Annotated in this window: 20 protein-coding genes and 1 pseudogene; 19 read left to right on the top strand and 2 right to left on the bottom strand. The window is 41.8% G+C overall.

The features are described from left to right. The first annotated feature begins 29 nt into the window (after positions 1-29). From BWP33_RS12770 to BWP33_RS12750, 9 genes and pseudogenes are all read left to right on the top strand, one after another. A complete protein-coding gene (locus BWP33_RS12770) occupies positions 30-293 on the top strand; it encodes a transposase (RefSeq protein WP_104930382.1) in 264 nt (87 codons plus the stop codon). Positions 294-322: 29 nt separating this feature from the next. After that, positions 323-438: pseudogene (locus BWP33_RS13320) on the top strand (transposase); the annotation flags it as partial. Continuing rightward, positions 432-662, top strand: a complete 231-nt coding sequence (locus BWP33_RS12765) for a hypothetical protein (protein ID WP_398408272.1) — start codon at positions 432-434, stop codon at positions 660-662. The pseudogene BWP33_RS13320 and the gene BWP33_RS12765, both read left to right, overlap by 7 nt. A 275-nt stretch (positions 663-937) precedes the next feature. Then, positions 938-1672 carry a DUF6585 family protein gene (locus BWP33_RS09020; protein WP_002641632.1) on the top strand — a complete coding sequence of 245 codons (735 nt, stop codon included), beginning with the start codon at positions 938-940 and terminating at the stop codon, positions 1670-1672. A gap of 28 nt (positions 1673-1700) precedes the next feature. Then, positions 1701-2291, top strand: coding sequence for a UDP-2,4-diacetamido-2,4,6-trideoxy-beta-L-altropyranose hydrolase (gene pseG / locus BWP33_RS13025; RefSeq protein WP_002641633.1), 591 nt, complete (start codon positions 1701-1703; stop codon positions 2289-2291). Between the two features lie 11 nt (positions 2292-2302). Next, a complete protein-coding gene (locus BWP33_RS13020) occupies positions 2303-3313 on the top strand; it encodes a GNAT family N-acetyltransferase (protein WP_002641634.1) in 1011 nt (336 codons plus the stop codon). A 153-nt stretch (positions 3314-3466) separates the two neighbouring features. Beyond that, positions 3467-6274, top strand: coding sequence for a hypothetical protein (locus BWP33_RS09010; protein ID WP_002641635.1), 2808 nt, complete (start codon positions 3467-3469; stop codon positions 6272-6274). Between the two features lie 217 nt (positions 6275-6491). Then, positions 6492-6650, top strand: coding sequence for a transposase (locus tag BWP33_RS12755; protein WP_155999540.1), 159 nt, complete (start codon positions 6492-6494; stop codon positions 6648-6650). Then, positions 6629-7150, top strand: coding sequence for an IS5 family transposase (locus BWP33_RS12750; protein WP_425319633.1), 522 nt, complete (start codon positions 6629-6631; stop codon positions 7148-7150). Before BWP33_RS12755 ends, BWP33_RS12750 begins: the two co-directional genes overlap by 22 nt. A gap of 10 nt (positions 7151-7160) precedes the next feature. On the opposite strand, the gene BWP33_RS08995 is transcribed toward BWP33_RS12750, so the two are convergent. Further along, a complete protein-coding gene (locus BWP33_RS08995) occupies positions 7161-8042 on the bottom strand; it encodes an IS982 family transposase (RefSeq protein WP_104930280.1) in 882 nt (293 codons plus the stop codon). 322 nt (positions 8043-8364) lie between these two features. On the opposite strand from BWP33_RS08995, the gene recB reads away from it, so the two are divergent. From recB to BWP33_RS12500, 10 genes are all read left to right on the top strand, one after another. Next, positions 8365-11376, top strand: a complete 3012-nt coding sequence (recB, locus tag BWP33_RS08990) for an exodeoxyribonuclease V subunit beta (protein WP_104930380.1) — start codon at positions 8365-8367, stop codon at positions 11374-11376. Next, positions 11325-11984: a PD-(D/E)XK nuclease family protein gene (locus tag BWP33_RS08985; protein ID WP_104930379.1), complete on the top strand. Its 660-nt coding sequence runs from the start codon at positions 11325-11327 to the stop codon at positions 11982-11984. The genes recB and BWP33_RS08985 overlap by 52 nt, the downstream gene beginning before the upstream one ends. Positions 11985-12188: 204 nt before the next feature. Next, on the top strand, positions 12189-13235 hold the full coding sequence (locus BWP33_RS08980; protein WP_002641637.1) for a porin family protein: 1047 nt from the start codon (positions 12189-12191) through the stop codon (positions 13233-13235). Positions 13236-13422: 187 nt separating this feature from the next. After that, entirely contained in the window at positions 13423-13992 is a 570-nt protein-coding gene (locus BWP33_RS08975; protein WP_002641638.1) for an outer membrane beta-barrel protein, read from the top strand. Positions 13993-14551: 559 nt separating this feature from the next. Further along, positions 14552-16774 (top strand): NADP-dependent isocitrate dehydrogenase, encoded by a 2223-nt coding sequence (locus tag BWP33_RS08970; protein ID WP_002641639.1) that lies wholly within the window; start codon positions 14552-14554, stop codon positions 16772-16774. A 119-nt stretch (positions 16775-16893) separates the two neighbouring features. Continuing rightward, positions 16894-17520, top strand: coding sequence for a PH domain-containing protein (locus BWP33_RS08965; protein WP_002641640.1), 627 nt, complete (start codon positions 16894-16896; stop codon positions 17518-17520). A gap of 44 nt (positions 17521-17564) precedes the next feature. Next, on the top strand, positions 17565-18131 hold the full coding sequence (locus tag BWP33_RS08960) for a DUF2059 domain-containing protein (RefSeq protein ID WP_002641641.1): 567 nt from the start codon (positions 17565-17567) through the stop codon (positions 18129-18131). Between the two features lie 57 nt (positions 18132-18188). Beyond that, positions 18189-18371 carry a Trm112 family protein gene (locus BWP33_RS08955; protein ID WP_002641642.1) on the top strand — a complete coding sequence of 61 codons (183 nt, stop codon included), beginning with the start codon at positions 18189-18191 and terminating at the stop codon, positions 18369-18371. After that, positions 18368-19117 (top strand): 3-deoxy-manno-octulosonate cytidylyltransferase, encoded by a 750-nt coding sequence (gene kdsB, locus BWP33_RS08950; protein ID WP_002641643.1) that lies wholly within the window; start codon positions 18368-18370, stop codon positions 19115-19117. Before BWP33_RS08955 ends, kdsB begins: the two co-directional genes overlap by 4 nt. 13 nt (positions 19118-19130) lie before the next feature. Continuing rightward, positions 19131-19286 (top strand): hypothetical protein, encoded by a 156-nt coding sequence (locus tag BWP33_RS12500; protein WP_155999542.1) that lies wholly within the window; start codon positions 19131-19133, stop codon positions 19284-19286. Positions 19287-19321: 35 nt separating this feature from the next. Here the strand turns inward: BWP33_RS12500 and BWP33_RS08945 are convergent, their stop codons facing one another. Then, positions 19322-20425, bottom strand: a complete 1104-nt coding sequence (locus tag BWP33_RS08945; protein WP_002641644.1) for an acyl-CoA dehydrogenase family protein — start codon at positions 20423-20425, stop codon at positions 19322-19324. Positions 20426-20513 lie beyond the last annotated feature (88 nt).

Below are 20513 nucleotides of genomic sequence, written 5' to 3'. Positions count from 1 at the left end.
TGTATTCACAAAAATGATAAAATATCTTTATGACTAGAAAATCCTACCCAACAGACTTAACAGATGCCCAATGGCAAGCGATTGAGCCACATTTTAACCAGCTACGCCACTACAAATGGGATAAACGTAAATTAGTGAATGCCGTTTTGTACATTACCAAAACAGGTTGCCAATGGCGTATGCTGCCCAATGATTTCCCACCTTATTCAACCGTATGGAGTTTCTATCGCAGAGCCAATCAATCAGGCTTATGGGATAGAATTCTTTTGGCGTTGGTTCAAAAAAACGGGTAATCCATCAAAAACAAGCTATGCCAACCTATGCCATTATTGATTCACAAAGTGTCAAAACAGCTTCTAGCGCACATGATAAAGGTTTTGATGGAGGTAAAAAAAATCAAAGGTCGTAAGCGACATATAGCTGTTGATACGTTGGGTAATCTATTATCTGTTATGGTTCATGCAGCCAATATTCATGACACAAAAGCAGGTATTTTTGTAGCAAAAAAAGCGTTTGAGACCTATCCGAGTTTAAAAGGTTTCTGTGCAGACGCAGGGAATACATTTGAGCGTGAAGTATCAGAGCAATTGGGTTTAACTGTGAGATTTCAAAGAAAATTCAAGATATTTCTTGGGATATTCTGCCCAAACGTTGGATTGTAGAACGAACGTTTGCATGGTTAGGTTGGTCTGGATGTTTAGCAAAAGATTTTGAGCAGACGAATTTATCTGCTGAAAATTTTGTTAAACTAGGGTATATTTCACAAATATTAAAATTTATCAAATAGTTGCTTGTGAATACAGGTTCTTATATTGTTTACTTTAATCCAAATCTTTCAAGCAGTCTGCAAAATAAATAATTGTTTTTTTTAATTTTTGAATAAAATTCCAATCTTACTCAATTTAACCTGTCAGGCAGTTTGAAAAAAGGAACACACATGAACACACGACAATTAGGCAACCCATTATTCACCATGCGCAAGCAATACGGCATGATAATTTTTTGGTTCTTTTTCCCTGGATTATTCAATCTTTTTCTGATTAACGATTGGCTCGACAACGGCAACATAATAGGCTTGGTGTTCGCGCTCATCATTTGGCTGCCTGCGTTTTATGTGTTAGCAGACCGCATTCGCTCACGGATTTTTGTGCATGAAAAAGGCTTGATTGTGCAATCGCTACTCGGCACGAAAACAGTGAAATTTACGCCAGCGTTGCAGATGTATATCGGGCGGATTCAAGATCGCGTGTATGGCGTGAATACAGCACGACACGTTTCCATACGCTTGGTACAAAACAAGGAAGAAATCAAGATTCCATCGACTTTTTTGTATATGGAAGAGCTGATTGACGTGCTGCTGAATTATCAATCGCAAACGATGTTGCCTGCGATTGTGCAAGCATTTAACGATGGCAAAACCTTGAATTTTGGCGCAATTAAATTGAGCAATAAAATGATTGCCGTGAAAGACAAAAAATTCCCATTTGCCGAATTGCGCGAAATTGAAGTGGAAAACGGCGTGTTGCGCTTGTACACGCACACCAATTCGGGCGGTTTGCTGCAAAAAGGCGCGGCGTTTGTGCAATTGTCCAAAATCGCCAATTTTGATGTGCTGAATCATTTATTGAGCGGTTCGCAACCGAATGCGGAAGATGATGTTAAGATTTATTAAATTTCAGGCAGCCTGAAAGGATAAAAACATGAAATTCCTAATCCGCGCAGACGCCAGTTTACAAATCGGAAGCGGACACATGATGCGCTGCTTAACGCTCGCCAAAACCTTGCGCGAAAATGGGCATTTCATGCAATTTATCACACGCGAACACGTTGGGCATTTGGCGGATTTTGTGCGCGAACAAGGCTTTGAATGCGTGTTGCTGCCTAAATTTTCAGGCAGCCTGCAAACCGAAAACGAACCCCAATTCCCCCATTCCGCATGGCTCGGCACAACGCAAGCGCAAGATATTGCTGATTGCGAACCGCACATTCGCGCTTTGTCGCCCGATTGGATTATCGCCGACCATTACGCGCTTTCCGCAATTTGGCAGACCGCCGCGAAAAATATTTGTAGTAGCAAAATCATGGTGTTAGACGATTTACACGACCGCCCACACGCCGCCGATTTGCTGCTTGACCAAAACTACGCCCACACCGCGCAAGATTACGCCCATTTGCTGCCTGAAACTTGCCGCGTGTTGGCTGGCACACGATACGCGCTGTTGCGTGATGAATTTGTGATGTTTCGTGAAATCAGTTTGGCACGAAAAAAAAAACCGTTTCAGGCAGCCTGAAAACACAAAACGTGTTAATCAATTTAAGTGGCGTGGACAAAGACAATTACACGCTATCCATATTGAAATCATTGGAAAAACACAATTCAGGCAGCCTGAAAATAACCGTAGTGATGGGCAAAACCGCGCCCCATATCAACAGCATTCGCCAATTCGCCAAAACCGCGCCATTTGAATGCCAAGTGCTTGTAAACGCAAACAATATGGCGGAACTGATGGCGCAATCTGATTGGGCGATTGGCGCGGCTGGCAGCACGTCTTGGGAGCGTTGTTGTTTGGGTTTGCCGACTTTACTGCTTGTGATTGCCAACAATCAACGCACGATTGCCGAGCAATTACAACAAGTTGGCGCGGCGATTTCGCTACACGTGCAGGAAATTGACACGCCAAAATTTACCGAATGCGTGGCTTTTTTCAGGCAGCCTGAAAATTTGGCGCAAATGTCGGAAAAGGTCGTGCGTTTGTGTGATGCGCTTGGTGCGAAACGTGTCGCACAACACATTGAAGATTTAACGAAAAATGAGGATTTCGCCAATATTCGCCGCGCCACATTGGACGATTGCCGACAGGTTTTTGAATGGCGCAATCATGCCGATATTCGCCAATTTATGTTCAACACCGATGAATTGATTTGGGAAAATCATGCGGCTTGGTTTGCGAAACAGTTGGGCAATCCTGACTTTATCATGTTGATTTATCAAGTAAATGGTGTCGCGCAAGGGTATGTAAGTTTTACGCGCCAATCAGAAAATATTTGGGAATGGGGTTTCTATCTCGCGCCAACGTGTTCGCGTGGACAAGGTTCGCGCATGGGGCGATTGGCTTTGGCGTGGGCGTTTGCAGAATTGGGCGCGGCGAAAATTATCGGGCAAGTTTTACCGCACAATATCGCTAGTTTGAAATTGCATGAAAAGCTGGGATTTTTCAGGCTGCCTGAAAAAAATGATGTGGCGCAGTTTGAATTATCTTTGGATAAATGTTATATTAAAAAACAATTTCATAGCCGTTTTAAAATAGAATAAGACACTCCGTAAGTCAGGCAGGCTTGCCCGACAAATTCCTACACAAAATAAAAATGTCGGGCTGCCAGCCCGACCTACAGCAAAGCTCGTTGATTATTTTGCAGGCTGCCTGAAATTCACTCAATTAACATTTTTCTACAAAGCAATCAACACATGCCGACTCAACTGGATTTTCTCGCCCAACAACAACCCAACTCAACCACGATTCGCGCTTTGTGGTATCTGCAAAATTTTGCCACACAAAGCGCATGGACAAACGGTTTAGCCTTTGAAAAGCAACTACGTGCCTGCCGTTTGGATTTCACTTTAAGCAGCCTGCAACGCATTGACCGTTTGTTAGACCATATTCGCGAACAATATCAACCGCAGCGCGAAACCTTTTTTAGGCAGCCTGAAAACCAAACATTCTTGTTTTTATTGGTATTTTATTGTGGCGAAATGCGCGGACGTTTGGCGAAATCCGCGCCTGTTTGGTACGACTGGGGCGAATTTCACGCGCGCTATCCCGAGTTGGAATCCATTTTCCCGAATATTTTGCATTATGAATTTGTTGCCCATTTTCAACGCGAAGATGGCGAATTCAATCATTTTCCGTTGGTCGCGATTTTGGCGCGTTTGTTTGACGCTGCGCCCGATAAATCGGTGTACACATCAACGCTCACAGGCGATTATCAGGCTTATGGCGAACACGATAGGCTGCCTGAAACCGCGCAACATTTGGCAATCGATTGGCAGCAAGCCTTGGCGCAAACGCCAAAAAATGAACGCGCTTATTTGCAAATATTGCCACCCAAATGGCTACAAGGCGATGATTTAATGGCACAAATGCAAGCACTACCGCAGCTTTATCAGCGTGGGCGCGTGGTGTGGGCGGCGTTGGTGCAAGCCAATAGTTTGTTGTTTCAAGCCAATGATACGGCAAATTGCCCTGCCGAAATTATTTACGACAAAAGCGGTCGCACGCCGCCTGATGTGTTGCGCCAATGGGCGAAAGAATTGTTTTCGCTGAAAAATACCACGCCCAGTGAACCTGAATTGGCGCGTTATGCGGCGCATATTACCGATGAACGCACACGTTTTTCAGGCAGCATTCCGAAACAAATCAGCCGCTCTATGCCTGTGTTTGGCGCGAGTTTATTGATTTGGCGTTTGCATTTGCCCAATGGTATTTTGTCGCTGCCAACATTTCCGATTGTGGTTGCCGATGATTGCGATGAAGCGATGATTTTGCCAGCCAAATATTGGGCGCACACCGCGCATTATCAAAATTGGCTTCAACATCAATCGCTTGAAGAAGAATCATCAAAGCAGCCTGCACATTCTATTGCCAACAATCAAGAAATTTTTCCTGTTTTGCAAAATATTTTGGCGCGTGAACCCGATTTTTGGCGCGGTTACGATGAATTATTGTCGCCCCAAATCAGCGATTTAGCCCAAGTTGGCACGCAAGCAGTTGAATCATCAATCAATAATCAAACAATAAGCGAAGCTGACCGCCGTTTTGTGGAAAGCTACCGCGCCAAAGCGCAACAAGAATATCGCCGTTGGTATGAATTTTTCAAAGTAGAAACCGATGATGCAGAATTAGCCGAGTCGTTAGCCAAAAATAAGCTGCCTGAAAGCGCGTATCAAAAATTGCGCGATTTGAATATTCAGCCGTTTTTGGCGAGTTTAGCCGAGCCGATTGGCGTGGCGCGTTTGCCCAAAAGCGTGCCATTGCCGAAAGTGGCTGCTGCTTGGCAACGCGATTTGTCGCTCACACAAACAGCAAAATTGGTGTCTTTTTTGTGTTCGCAAGGTGTGATTTCCTTGTCCAAAGCGTTGGCGAATGAACGCAAGCCGAATGAACCTGAACGCCCATTAAGCGTGAATACTACCGCGACTTTGTATTTAGCCTTGCTGTATTTAACAGGCAAAGGCGTACCGCAAACGATTGAAGAAAGCTTGGATTGGCTCAATTATGCGGTTTCGCTGGGTGATTATCGGGCAATGCGTTGGGTAGCGGAATTGATTATTCAAGTCCCTGAACTCACGCCCGAATTATGTCGGCAAGAATTGTTGAAAGCGTATTTGCCGATGTCGATTGGCATAACCAACGCCAGCGTGGCAGGCAAATTGAAGTATTTGGTTTTGGAATTGAAAGCTGCCGAAGATGCGTATCCGCGTGAACGTGGCGCACAGTTGGAATTGGCGCGACAAAAAATGCAACAAGCGATTGCGGCTGGCGATGTTGCCGCCCAAACGCGGTTAAATGAATGGCTGGCAAATGGCACGCTGACTGAAAAAGCGACGGAAAAGCGTTTTGAGCATATTCAGTATTGGATTAGCGATTATTTCGCGCAAAAGGGCGTGAATTTACACGCGATTTTGCAAGATATTGAATCGCCCGATGATGAAGATGATGTTACTTTTCACGAAAATGCGGCATATTCGGCGCATTTGGCGGACGATGATGATGTTGCCAAACCTGCGGCGTGGAAAAAATGGGCGAAATGGGTGTTGGCGATGGTGCTGATTTATGGCATCAAAACCTGCGCGTTGGATTATCAGAGCAGCCGCCAGCAACCAGAAAACGCGGTTTCAGGCAGCCTGCAAACGCAATCTGCACCCAAAATCACGCCAACGGCTGAACCTGCTGATATGGCTGCACCCAAAACGGCACAAGCGGTTGGCAATCAAGCGGTTTCTGCCGAAGACGCGGTATTTATCTTGCAACAAAAATTGCCGCTGACTTTGTTTACAGGCTACCATGAAATTCGTGGCGCGCGCCTAGAACAAGGTAATATTTGGCTGGATTTGCACGATAAAAATCGCGGCATGATGAGCATTCAAGCAGCGCGCGGTTTGTATTGTCGCGAGCAAGCGTTTGACGGCATTCGCACCAGCGGTGCGCCTGTGAATTTTGCGGTTACAGCAGCAGAAAATGTGCAATATGAAATAGCGGATTTGAGTTGTCAGTGAAATAGATTTTCAGGCAGCCTTTCGGTATACGACAAACAAATTTCAGGCTGCATTTTATAGTGAATTAAATTTAGAAGCTGTATTCACAAAAATGATAAAATATCTTTATGACTAGAAAATCCTACCCAACAGACTTAATAGATGCCCAATGGCAAGCGATTGAGCCACATTTTAACCAGCTACGCCACTACAAATGGGATAAACGTAAAGTAAATTAGTGAATGCCGTTTTGTACATGACCAAAACAGGTTGCCAATGGCGTATGCTGCCCAATGATTTTCCATCTTATTCAACCGTATGGAGTTTCTATCGCAGAGCCAATCAATCAGGCTTATGGGATAGAATTCTTTTGGCATTGGTTCAAAAAAACGTTTAATCCATCAAAAACAAGCTATGCCAACCTATGCCATTATTGATTCACAAAGTGTCAAAACAGCTTCTAGTACACATGATAAAGGTTTTGATGGAGGTAAAAAAATCAAGGGTCGTAAGCGACATGTAGCTGTTGATACGTTGGGTAATCTATTGTCTGTTGTGGTTCATGCAGCCAATATTCATGACACAAAAGCAGGTATTTTTGTAGCAAAAAAAGCGTTTGAGACCTATCCGAGTTTAAAAGGTTTCTGTGCAGACGCAGGTTATCGGAATACATTTGAGCGTGAAGTATCAGAGCAATTGGGTTTAACTGTTGAGATTTCAAAGAAAATTCAAGATATTTCTTGGCATACTCTGCCCAAACGTTGGATTGTGGAACGAACGTTTGCATGGTTAGGTTGGTCTGGACGTTTAGCAAAAGATTTTGAGCAGACGAATTTATCTGCTGAAAATTTTGTTAAACTAGGGTATATTTCACAAATATTAAAATTTATCAAATAGTACGCCATTCTCAACACCCAATTAACCCAGCAAATTGAGTAATTGGGTGTTGAATTTGTTGATTCAGTAAACAGCAAAAATTATGCGATAAAATTTTCCGAATAAAACGGTTAGATTGGTGAAACAGATTTTTTGTACGAACTATTTCCATGTTAAATCTCTCTGTTAATTGACCAATAACTGTTTCAATCATACGGCGACTATTTTTTAGCCATTTGAGAAATTGAGGACTTCTGTCATCTTTCATATTGCTACGATAAGGTGTTTGTAAATTAATATGGCTTTGTTTCATTTCATCTTTTAATTCAGAACTTAAATACCCTTTGTCCGCACCAACAAACCCTGTTTTGCCTTCTAAAAGTTCAGGTAATACCTGCCGTTCATCAACATTGGCAGCTGTAAAAGTAAAGGCTTTAATCATACCTGAGCGAGTAATCAAAAGATGACCTTTAAAACCATAATAGGTCTCTTTTTTGGAAGCGCAATAACCGAACGTCGCATATGCACGAAAATTTTGATGGCGTTTAGCTCGGGCAAATTTACAGACTGCAATAGGAAAGGCATCTGCATAATACTCTGTTTGCTCACACCAATTTGCAGTGATTTTTTGATGCATTTGTTGTTTAACCCAATACAAATTGGCACATTGTTTGGCAAAATTAGGGTAAGAGCCTAAATTGGGAAACCAATTTTGCCAATGTTGTTTGAAATATTGCCAAATTTTTTTATCGGTATCCATACCGAGAAATTCGCCAACAATTTCCATACAAATCAGTTCACAATCTGAAAGTTTGGGTGCAAAGCCACCTTGTCTTAATGGTTTTTGAACGAGCTGATTGTATAAAGCATCTACCATTAGATACGTTTTAATGATAAATTCGTCTTGGGGCATAACTGTCTCTCTTTCGGATTATCTTGACGGGTATCTTTAAGAGTGGGGTTATGCCCCTTTTTATTCAATTGCCATATCTTAATTAGATAGAGTTGAGAATGGCGTAAATAGTTGTTTGTGAATACAGGTTCTTAGTTTTATATCCCAATTAATTGTTGTTTTGATTGAAAAATAACAATACATAATTTTAACTTCTTGAAAATTTAATTGTATCTTACGCTCATCCCATTTGCCATGACCAAGTTCTTAAATAAATTGTCTATATATTTCGACAGACCATCATACCCGCATAAATTTTAACATTTTTTTCAGGCTACCGATCATGTTCCAAACACTCAATCCGCTAGAAGTTCCCATCTCTCATACCAATCTCATAGAAGCATCCGCAGGCACAGGCAAAACCTGGAACATTGCTGCATTATTTACCCGATTGATTTTATTAGAACATTACCGCATAAATACGATTTTAGTGGTCACGTTTACCAAAGCTGCCACCGCAGAACTCAAAACCCGTTTACGTATTCGCCTCGACGAAACTTTAAGCATATTGAACCGAACGCCAGATGCTGCCAATAATTTTGATTTATTAAAACAAAATTGCCACTCAAATGGAAAATTAGATGAATTTTTGCTAAATTTGATTCAACAAGCCCTGCAAAAAGAAGACCAAGCCCGACTCCAACTCCGCCTAAAAGCCGCCATCAGCGAATTTGATAATGCAGCGATTTATACCATTCATGGTTTTTGTCAACGTGTCTTGCAAGATTTTGCATTTTTGTGCCAAGTGCCATTTGACATTCAATTGGACGAACAATCAGCAGAAAATCAACAAATTATTGCTGCGCAAGATTTTTGGCGTACCCAAGTTGCCACGCAACCGCATTTGGCAAACTTGGTGCATCGTCATAGATTAACACCAGAAAATCAATTGTTTGAATTAAAATCTTTTATTTCACGCCCTTATCTTCCTTTCAGGCAGCCTGAATGTCAGTATGACTATGCGCAAACATTGGCCGATTTTCAGGCAGCATGGCAGAATATTCAATCTGAAATCAATCAAATAGAAGCAGATTTTTGGGCAATCCAACCGCTCTTAGATGGACGCAATTTCCGTAAAGAATCATTTACCAAAAAATTTGATTGGCTGAAAGAAAATGTGCGTTTTGAGTTACCTGATTTAGCTAACTTACGCAAAACACTGGAAAACAGCAGCCAAAACATTCCTTTTCATTATGATTTTATTGATGAAAAAATCAAAAAACAACGCCCCGATGAAAATAAAATGCGAAACGTAGCAAAATTAGGTGAACTTGCTGATTTGACTGATTATTTAATCGCCGCCGAACAAAATGTTTTGCATCAACTCAGTTGTGATTTTACAAACTATTTACGCCAATATCGCCAAGAACAAAAAAAACACAGCCCACAACGCATATTTGATGATTTGCTGCTGGACGTACATCACGCATTACTCAATAATCCCGAATACAGTCAATCACTTGTAGATTCATTGGCGCAAAATTGGCATGTGGCATTAATTGATGAATTTCAAGACACCGACCCCCTGCAATACGCCATTTTCCGCACTGCATTCGCCCAAACCAACACACCACTATTTTTGGTCGGAGACCCCAAACAGGCGATTTATGGTTTTCGTGGCGCGGATATTTTTTCTTATTTACAAGCAGTTAAAGACAGCGAGTACCATTACACCCTCAATACCAATCATCGCAGCCACAAAAAATTAATGGACAGCATCAGCTCATTATTTCAACGTGAACAAGCTTTTGCGCTGCCTGAAATTACCTACACACCCATACAAGCTCATCGCCAACAATCCGATTTATCAGATAATTTATCATCTGTGCAAATTCGTTGGCTGTCCAACCATGATGGCGAAAATCAAGACAAATTAGTCAAACAGTCCGCTGCCATTTGTGCGCAGCAAATTGCCGATTTATTGGCACAATCTGCTCAAGGCAGCCTGAAAATCAATGACGAAAATGTACATGCTGGGCAAATTGCTATTTTGGTTCGCGCCCACAAAGACGGGGCAGTAGCACAACGCGAATTGAAACGTTTGGGCATACAAAGTGTCCTGTTAAGTAAAGCAAATATTTTCGCTGAACCCGAAGCACAAGCGGTAGCCGCTTTATTGGAATTTGTGATTCAGCCACAAAAATTGGGGCTGCTGCGCTTTGTCTTGTCAAGTTGTTTATTTAAATATGATTCCGCAGACTTGCAAGATTTAAATATCGATGAAAACAAATTATTAACTTGGATTGATAGTGCCAATCAAACGTTGGAAGTTTGGCATCAATTTGGCATTTATTCAGCTTTACAGCAATTTTTCACTCGCCATCAAGTGGAAACGCATTTATTGGCACAAAAAAATGAACGATCACTCACTAATTTACATCAAATCATGGAGTTGCTTGCACAAGAAGACGAATTAAGCCACACGCCTACTTCTTTGCATCAATGGCTAAATCAGGAAATTCAGGCAGCCTTAAAAAATAACAGCATCACTGCTGAACACCAAGTTTTGCGCTTAGAAAGTGATGAAAATTTGGTCAAAATTGTTACCATGCACGCCGCCAAAGGTCTGGAATATCCAATTGTATTTTGTCCATTTGCATGGAAAAAAAGTAACGATAGCAGTCGCCAACAATGGTACATTAGTCATGAAACTGGCGAAGCCCAAATCATCAGTAAAAACCAATATAAACAAAGTGATGCAGACAAATTATCCATTCAACAAGAAAATTTATCTGAAGATTTACGCTTATTGTACGTGGCATTGACACGCGCCCGAGAACGATTGTATGTATACGTCTCACACTTCCAAAGCAGCGAACAACCCAAGAAAAGCGCAGAAAATGAAGGACAATTCATCAACGCATTGGCATATCTATTAAATGCAGATAAAAATCTAACCCAAGATGCCACCGCTTACGAAAATCATTGGCGCAATTTTATTGCTCAAAATAACCAAAATGGTGCAGATTTTGAATTTATTGTTCATCACGATACACACCATTCAAGCAACTTAAAAAAACAACAAAATGCTGATTTACCCAATTATCAAGCAAAATCATTCCAAAATCGCCATTTTCAATTTATTCAGCACGCCAGCTTTACCAGCTTAAGTCGTCAAACGCAACGTGCTACCGAATTGCTGTTGCCTGCACTGGATTCAGACGAATTGCAAATGACTGCACTGCCCACCACGCCGCCTGATGGCGACAGCATTCATGCTTTTCCTCAAGGGCGGCGGCGGGTATGTGTTTACATACCATTTTGGAGCGATTGGATTTCAGACAGCCTGCTGTAAAACAAATTGATTGGATTAATAAAAAATTAAATGAAGCACGATTTGATGCCAATATTTGGCGTGATGCAGTGGTGCAAATGTGTGATTTTGCGCGTGAAACGCCATTGTTGGCTCGTGTCAATTTAGCCAGCTTAAATCCACGCAATTATTTGTCTGAAATGACTTTTTTGATACATACCACGCATTTTCGTTTAGCCGATATTCAAGCGTGGTTTGCCGCACAAAAAAATAAGCTGCCTGAAAGAATCATTCAGGCAGCCCAACAATTGAATTTTTATGATGTACGCGGCTTTTTAAATGGCGCAGTTGATTTAGTTGCACAAACGCCCGACAATAACATATTGATTATTGACTATAAATCTAATTATTTAGGTAATTCAGCCGCTGCCTACACACCACACGCCATAAATGATGCTATGGCAGAACATCATTATTATTTTCAAGCATTTATTTATGCAATTGCGGTTGCGCGGTATTTAAAATCGCGTGATAGGCTGCCTGAAAAAATTGCAGTGCGCTATTTATTTTTGCGTGGCTTGGATGGAATTACGGATAATGGCGTGTGGACGTGGGATATTGATGTTGCAGATTTAACAAAATGGACATAACTAATTAAAAAAATAACAACAAAAATAATTAATTTTTTACATTAATTAACTTAAACATAAAAAATAAACAGTAAAATGCGCGAAATTTTGACATGAAGATGTTAAGTAACATTATTCTAATAATAGAATTCATGTTCTAAATTTATTGATTTTATATTTAAATTTCAGTTTAACTTAATTTATTTATTTAGGCATAAACACACAATGAACATCAAACGCATTTTATCTATTTTCACGATTTTAGCTGCATCATTCACAACCAATATCGCCAAAGCAGACGCTACTTATGACGCACATGGCAACGTAGGTTACGACACAGCCGCAGAATGTGATGCCGCTGTTCAATCTGGTTCAGCGAAATTTTATCAACCATTTACACACAAAAAACCCCTGTTACGCGCTGGCGAAAAAAGCGTTCAAACCGCAACATTGAAAGATTTAGGTTCACAATATGCCAAAGGTGCATGTGATGTCGGCGTAGGTAAACGCGCAGGGCGTGATGGTGTATCGACTGTTTTACAAGGAAAATTTATTCCATTTAGCCCCGATATGCCCGTGAATGTGTACACTGACGCATCAGGTAACGCCGTACGCGTAACCATGGGGCAATGCGATAACTGGTTCTCTACTTCCGCTCCACGCCCTGTTACTTTGGTACAACAGCACACACAACAACCCATCGCTAACGAAACCGTAGCGACGACCGCTGAACCTACCGCACCCATACCTATGGCAACAGCTGCCTTAATCACACCTTATGTCTTCGGCACAATTGGCATGCACACCGAACACATGGATGCCAACGGCAAACAACCTGCTTTCTACAACCGCGGTATTTATAACGACTCATCACGCACCGTTACTGGACAAGTTGGCGTAGGTTTACAATTCAACCCATATGTTGGTGGCGAAGTGTACTTTGAAGGTGGTAAAAACAAAAAATACACCAGCACCACAGGGACTGAACAAAAAGTCAATCGTCGTGTATTGGGTTCGCGTTTGATTTTGGGTACAAATGCTGATGCCAAAGTGCGTATATTTACCAAAGTGGGTGTTGCAGCCGTGCATCAAGATGATTTCCACCCACAATGGGTTTGGGGCTTGGGTAGTTCGTATAAAATTACGGACAAAACATCCATTCGCGTCGATTATGACCACAACATTAAACGTTCGCCACACGTTTATTATGACAATATGCGCTTTTCAAAATCACATTATTTTGGTTTAGGTTTGCAACATCATTTCAAATAAATCATAATACCTGTGCATTAGGAGTTAATGATAATTCATTGTACTGTTACTTTTAACAATTTTGCCTGTGAAACAAACTTCGCAAATCAAAATTGTCATTGATTCCTAAAATTTTCAGGCTGCCTGAAAATTGAATAGGCAGTCTGTGAACGCGTATTTATTATTAATTACAAATTAGGCAAACACCATGAAAAAACTTTTAACTATTTTGTTAGCGACAACTGCCCTAACCGCTCATGCTGAAAATGTATCGGGTGAAGTATCTTTAACGCCAGTCAAACCTTATGTTTTCGGAACAGTCGGCACAGCACAAGACGGCTTAAAAACACTGGATGGCAATTTCAATAGCCGTGATGAACGCGTAGCAGGACAAATCGGCTTCGGTTTGCAATTGAATGATTACATGGGCGGCGAAATATACTATCAAGGCGGTGATAAATTTGAATATAAAGGCAAAAATGGCAATATGGAACGTGTACGCGTTAATGGTGTTGGCACTCGCGCCACTATTGGCACAAGCACGCAAAATCGTGGGCGCGTGTTCGCGAAATTAGGCGTAGTTGCTGTAGACCATGAAACAAGCGGTGGCATTGACAGCAATGCTCGTCCACAATTTACCGCAGGCGTGGGCGCAAGCTACAATATCAATAACAATTTTGCCGTGCGCAGCGATTATGACCACGTTTTCAAACGCAATACCAGCGTAGACCGCAAAGGTGCAGATTATGTTGGTGTGGGTGGGCAAGTCAATTTTTAATCGCTTTCAGGTATGATACTGAAAAAACGAGAGGCAACGAGGTAAAAGTGTATCTTGTAAGGTTTGAAAATACAGATAAAACTTTCTTGTTCTCATTGCCAAAGTACAATCATAAACAAACATAGCCAACGTGAAATGGATTTTTGTCCCAGTTGGTGAAATTTAAGGCGAATTTTATGCCAATAGCGTTCATAGCGTTCCTATTGGCATGAAGTTCAACGCAGCAGGCGTGCTAAATGGGGCAAAAAGACATCGAGCTTGGCTGTGAATGCAGGTTCTAAGTATTGTTTACGCACAATCATTTGAAATACCCCAATCTCTACACAGACAGTTTCCGTCTGACTCAAATCCAATTATTCCAATAAATCAGATGCAATTACGCATTACGGTATTCTTATCGATTACTGTAAACAACACTGGTTTAAATTACAAATTACAGTTTATTTTCTAGTGGCACACTTATCATGTGTAAATTTAAGTGAATTTATGCCATAATCACACGTAGGCGCGTCTTTCAGGCTGCCTGAAAAGAAAAATTTAAATCTATTAGGAGTGTCACATGAGCAAATCAACCATTATTTACACCCACACCGATGAAGCCCCAGCTTTGGCAACGCAATCGTTTTTACCGATTATTCGCGCTTTTGCCAAGCAAGCCGATATTCAATTTGAATTAGCCGATATTTCTTTGGCTGGGCGCATTTTGGCGGTATTTCCCGAATATTTACAGGAAAATCAACGCGTACCAGATGCGTTGGCTCAATTGGGCGAATTGGTTACCAAACCCGAAGCCAATGTGATTAAATTACCAAATATCAGCGCGTCCATGCCACAATTAACGGCTGCCATCAAAGAGTTACAAAACAAAGGTTTTGCCGTGCCTGATTATCCAGCCGACCCACAAACAGATGCAGAACGCGAAATTCAAGCACGTTACGACCGCATCAAAGGTTCAGCCGTCAATCCTGTGTTGCGCGAAGGTAATTCCGACCGCCGTGCGCCAAAAGCCGTGAAAAACTTTGCCAAAAAATATCCGCATAGCATGGGCGCGTGGACAGCAGACAGCAAATCACACGTTGCGACTATGGAGAGTGGCGATTTTTTCCATAATGAACAATCTGTTACTGTTGCGGAACCGACAACCGTCAAAATCGTGTTTACCGATAATGCAGGCAGCCTGAAAGAATTACGCAAACCTTTGGCGTTAAAAGCTGGTGAAATCATTGATGCAACCGTGTTAAGCAAAAAAGCATTGGTCCAATTCTTGCAAGAGCAAGTCAAAGATGCAAAAGAACAAGGCGTTTTGTTCTCATTGCACATGAAAGCGACCATGATGAAAGTGTCCGACCCGATTATTTTTGGGCACGCGGTTAAAGTGTTTTTTGCGCCTGTATTTGAACAATTTGGCGAACAGTTGGCTGCGGCTGGTGTGAATGTCAATAATGGTTTTGGTAACTTATTGGCAAATTTGGATAAATTGGACGCTGATACGCGTGCTGGTGTGGAAAAAGCGATTGTCCAAGCCTACGAACAAAATCCCGATATTGCCATGGTAGACTCTGATAAGGGCATTACCAATTTGCATGTGCCAAGCGATGTGATTGTGGACGCGTCTATGCCCGCGATGATTCGTAATTCAGGCAGAATGTGGGACAAAAACGGTAAAGCGCGTGACACCAAAGCCGTGATTCCTGATAGTTCATACGCAGGCATTTACCGTGCAACTATCAATTTCTGTAAAGAAAATGGCGCATTTGACCCAACCACAATGGGAACAGTGCCAAACGTGGGTTTAATGGCACAAAAAGCCGAAGAATACGGTTCACACGATAAAACATTTGAAATTCCAGCAGATGGCAAAGTGGAAATTATTGACGAAAAAGGCAATGTTTTGACTTCACACCAAGTGGAAGCGGGCGATATTTGGCGTGCCTGCCAAGCAAAAGACGCACCAATTAAAGATTGGGTACAATTAGCAGTCAATCGCGCGCGCTTAAGCGAAACGCCAGCGATTTTTTGGTTAGATGAAAATCGCCCGCATGACCGAGAATTGATTAAAAAAGTCAAACAATATTTAGGCGAATTAGACACTCATGGTTTGGATATTCAAATCATGTCGCCTGAAAATGCCTGCTTGGCAAGTTTGCAACGCATGAAAGACGGCAAAGACACCATTTCCGTAACAGGCAATGTATTGCGCGATTACAATACCGATTTATTCCCAATTTTGGAATTGGGTACATCAGCAAAAATGTTGTCTATCGTGCCATTAATGAATGGTGGTGGTATGTTTGAAACAGGTGCGGGCGGTTCTGCTCCAAAACACGTTCAACAATTCAACGAAGAAAATCATTTGCGTTGGGATTCTTTGGGCGAGTTTTTGGCGTTGGCGGTGTCATTGGAACATTTAGCACAAAAAACAGACAATCCAAAAGCCCAAGTTTTAGCAGACACTTTGGATGCAGCAACCGAGCAATTATTGTTAAACGACAAATCACCCAAACGCAAAGCAGGTGAGTTAGATAATCGCGGTAGCCATTTTTACATCGCCTTATACTGGTCGCAAGCGTTGGCTGCACAAGATAAAGACGCTGAATTGAAAGCCACTTTTGCGCCAGTAGCTGAACAATTAGCCGCACAAGAAGCCGAAATTTTGGCTGAATTGGCAATTGGCGCAGGTAAACCTGTGGACATCGGCGGATACTACGCGCCAAACGCTGAAAAAACCGCACAAGCCATGCGTCCAAGCGCAAAATTAAATGCGGTAATTGATGGTTTGTAATATTTGATTTGATTTGATTAAATTAAATCAATAAAAGGCAGCCTGAAAATGTGTGTCGCAGACGCGCTGTCTTTTCAGGCTGCCTGAAAACTTTCTACGCCTCAAAAGGAAATAACAAGATGTTTAAAAACCTAGCCGCCGACGCGCTTGGATTGAGCGACATTGGCAAAATCATTCCACCCGACCAATTCCATCAAACCGATATCGACGATTATATTTTCCATGAAGACAATGAGAAAATCTATTTCGTGATTAAATCCAAATCCGATGAATATTGCTTTACTAATCTGGCATTTATCCACTTAGATGGACAAAGCGCAGTTAGCAAAAAACGTACCCTAAAACGCTACCCCTACCGCTATTACACCATTAGTCATGTGTTCATTGAAACGGCAGGCACAATTGATTTAGATGTAGAACTCAAATTCACACTCAATAAAACAGAACTTTTTTCCATTGACATTGATAAAAAAGAAATTGAATCCGTACGCGATATTTATAAAGCTTTGATTGCCATTAGCGAGCAGTGTCAAACCATCAAAAATCATGAGTGGGTATTGGAAAAAAGTTTCACTTCAGCCGTAGGCATGATTGATTTAAAAACATTACCAGAAAAAGCAGTAATGGCATTGCCCAAATTGCTCAATCACACGGTTTCACAACTGGAAGATGCCTATAATCAACGTCTGCAAGACATTCGTCAATATGATTTTGGGGCAATTTTTGAACATTACTTAAATCATTAATGAACATTTTTCAGGCTGCCTAAACAATAAAATCAAGGATAATCATGAAATTAGTTTCCATTTTGCCTATTGCTGCGTTAGCGGTTGCCGTACCCACTTGGGCGCAACCCCCCAGCGATGAATCCATCAACCAATATTTGCAAGTTACGCAATTTGAAAAAGCTTTGGATATTCAAAATGATATTGCGTTACAACAAATGAGTGAAAGCGTATGGAAAGATGCCTTGCCATCACCAAAACAAGGCAAAAATTTAAAAAAACGCAATCAAATCATAGATATTATCAACGAATTTGAAGATAAAGTGAAACAACGTGTTTTCACGCCTCAATTGCGTCAAGCCGAATTAGCCGCTGTGAAACGTGCGCTTAAACAAACCTACACCCAAGAAGAAATTGATGCACAAATTCAATTTGCCAGCAGCTCAATTGGGCAAAAAATTGTCGCGAAAAGTCCCGAATTTTGGGAACAATCAGGGCGCGATTTGGCGGATTTGAATGCGCGGTATTATGCGGCGGCATTGGCTGCCGAATTACCCAACGTCATGGCAAAATTTCAAGCCTTACAAAATCCCAACAACGTAATCTCCCCAAAATCCACAAAAAACAAATAATTTTCAGGCTGTCTCAAAAACTTTCCAGCCAATTCATTAAAATCAAAGGTCTTGATTATGGAACAAAAATATTTTAATTTGCTCGTTTGCCCCATTACCAAAAAGCCCCTTAAATATCATGAAGATAAGCAAGAATTATGGAGTTTATCTGCTAAGCTGGCGTTTCCGATTCGTGATGGCATTCCGATTATGTTGGAAAATGAAGCGCGTCAATTAACTAATTTAGAAGTAAAATCATGAAATTTACCGTTATTCTTCCAGCTCGATTGTCATCAAGCCGATTGCCTGAAAAAGCATTAGCCGATATCGCGGGCAAACCAATGATTGTCCGTGCCGCCGAACAAGCCGCCCAAAGTCATGCACAAAAAATCATCGTGGCAACCGACCACCCACGCATTCAGGCTGCCTGCACAGCACACCAAATCGTCACCGTCATGACCAGCGAACAACACACCAGCGGCACAACACGCTTAGCCGAAGCCGCACAACTGCTTGATTTAGCTGATGATGAAATCGTGGTAAACGTGCAAGGTGATGAACCGTTGATTCCGCCCGAATTGATTGAACGCGTGGCTCAAAAATTGGCAAACAACAACGCACCTATGGCAACCGCAGCACATTATATTCATGATTTTAATGAATTTATCAACCCAAATTGTGTCAAAGTGGTACTGAATCAGGCTGGTAATGCGTTATATTTTAGTCGCGCACCGATTGCGTATCCGCGTGATTTGATGTTGGCTGATAAACCCAAATTACCACAACCCGCTCCTTTACGCCACATTGGCATTTACGCTTATCGTGTTGATTTTTTAAAAAAATATGCCAACCTATCAGTATCACCACTGGAAATTTGCGAAAGTCTGGAACAATTGCGCGTGTTGTGGCACGGCTATGAGATTGCGGTAGAAGTCCTTGATTTTGTCCCTCCTGCTGGCGTGGACACGGCGGAAGATTTAGCGCGGATTCGTGCTTATTTTGATTAGAAAATACGATTTTTTGTTTAGAACCTGTATTCATAGTCAAAGTGAATGGATTGTTGTCCCAGTTGGTGCAAATTCAACACATCGGGCGTGCCAAATGGTGGAAAAAGACATCGCGCTTAGCCGTGAATACAGGTTCTTAACAATATGTTCAGGCAGCCTGAAAACATGATGTGCTTTCAGGCTGCTCTTAATCATATTAACAAACTAAATAGAAAATTCTCCAATAAATTCCAAATCAGCAATTTCTTTACGTAAATGTTTGATTGAAGGGGTAACAATAGCCACAAACATCGCTTCACGAACACGACGTTGCACAGCACTACGCATCAAATAACCTTTTGCTCCAGCATGCAAAGCCGCAGATTGTGCCGCGTCTAAGCACAATTCAGCCGCCGCCAAACGCGTTTGCAAAGTTTCCAACACACTGGCTTGATTTTGCCACGCTGCATCGCCCAATTTTGCCGTTTTCGCTAAGGCAGCCTGAAAACGAGTTTCTAACTCATCAATTTGATTATCCAAATAAAAATTTACTTCGCCATTGCTGACATTTGCCAACTCAATTTCTTTCAGGCAGCCATCAATAATCCCCGCACCAATACCAATTTGCAGCAAAATAAAACCCGCTTTGATGGATTTAATATAGTTCTCAAACTCGGCAGGTTCAGCCAATACGTCTTCATGTGGCACAAACACGTTGTCAAATTTCAACGCAAAGGTACGCGTGCCTTCCAAAGCACAAAATTCAGGGCAAGGATTCAGCGTAACGCCATCGCGCTGCGCCCCCGTAATAAACATCACATAACCGCCGTCCACCGCCGCCGTATTCGCCCAAATATGCGTATCGCCCAAATTGGACACCCACGGCAACACACCATGAACACGGTAGCCACCATCTACTTTTTCAGCTTTCAAATTATGTTCTTCAATTCCAGCTAAGTGTTTGACAGTATTTGACATTCCCGTGCCAGCCAACACTTTACCTTGTAATACGTCCGCCAAATAGCGTGATTTAACGGTTTCATTTTTACTTTGATGCAAGTACCAGCCGCAAGCCGATTGACACCACACAGAAAACGCGGTTGCGCCACACACTTTACCAACTTCACGAATCGCTAAAATTTGTGTGGTCAAACCCAAACCATTGCCACCCTCTTCCACTGTGCCAACCGATTGGTAGCCCCCGATTTTGCCCAAATTCAACATAAATTGTTCAGGATAAATACCTTTTTGGTCAATGTCTTGCACAATAGGTGCGAGTTGGCATTCCGTTAATTCAGCGATTTGGTTTAATAAAGTTTGTTGCGACATGATGATTTCCTTTCAGGCTGCCTGAAAAATATTAAACATATAAATCAAATAGTTATAAAATTAATAAGCCATAAAAATCGCCACGCCT

It is taken from the genome of Simonsiella muelleri ATCC 29453, from assembly GCF_002951835.1.
In the GTDB taxonomy this organism is placed as follows: domain Bacteria; phylum Pseudomonadota; class Gammaproteobacteria; order Burkholderiales; family Neisseriaceae; genus Simonsiella; species Simonsiella muelleri.
This window is presented reverse-complemented; position numbering and strand designations above follow the sequence as displayed.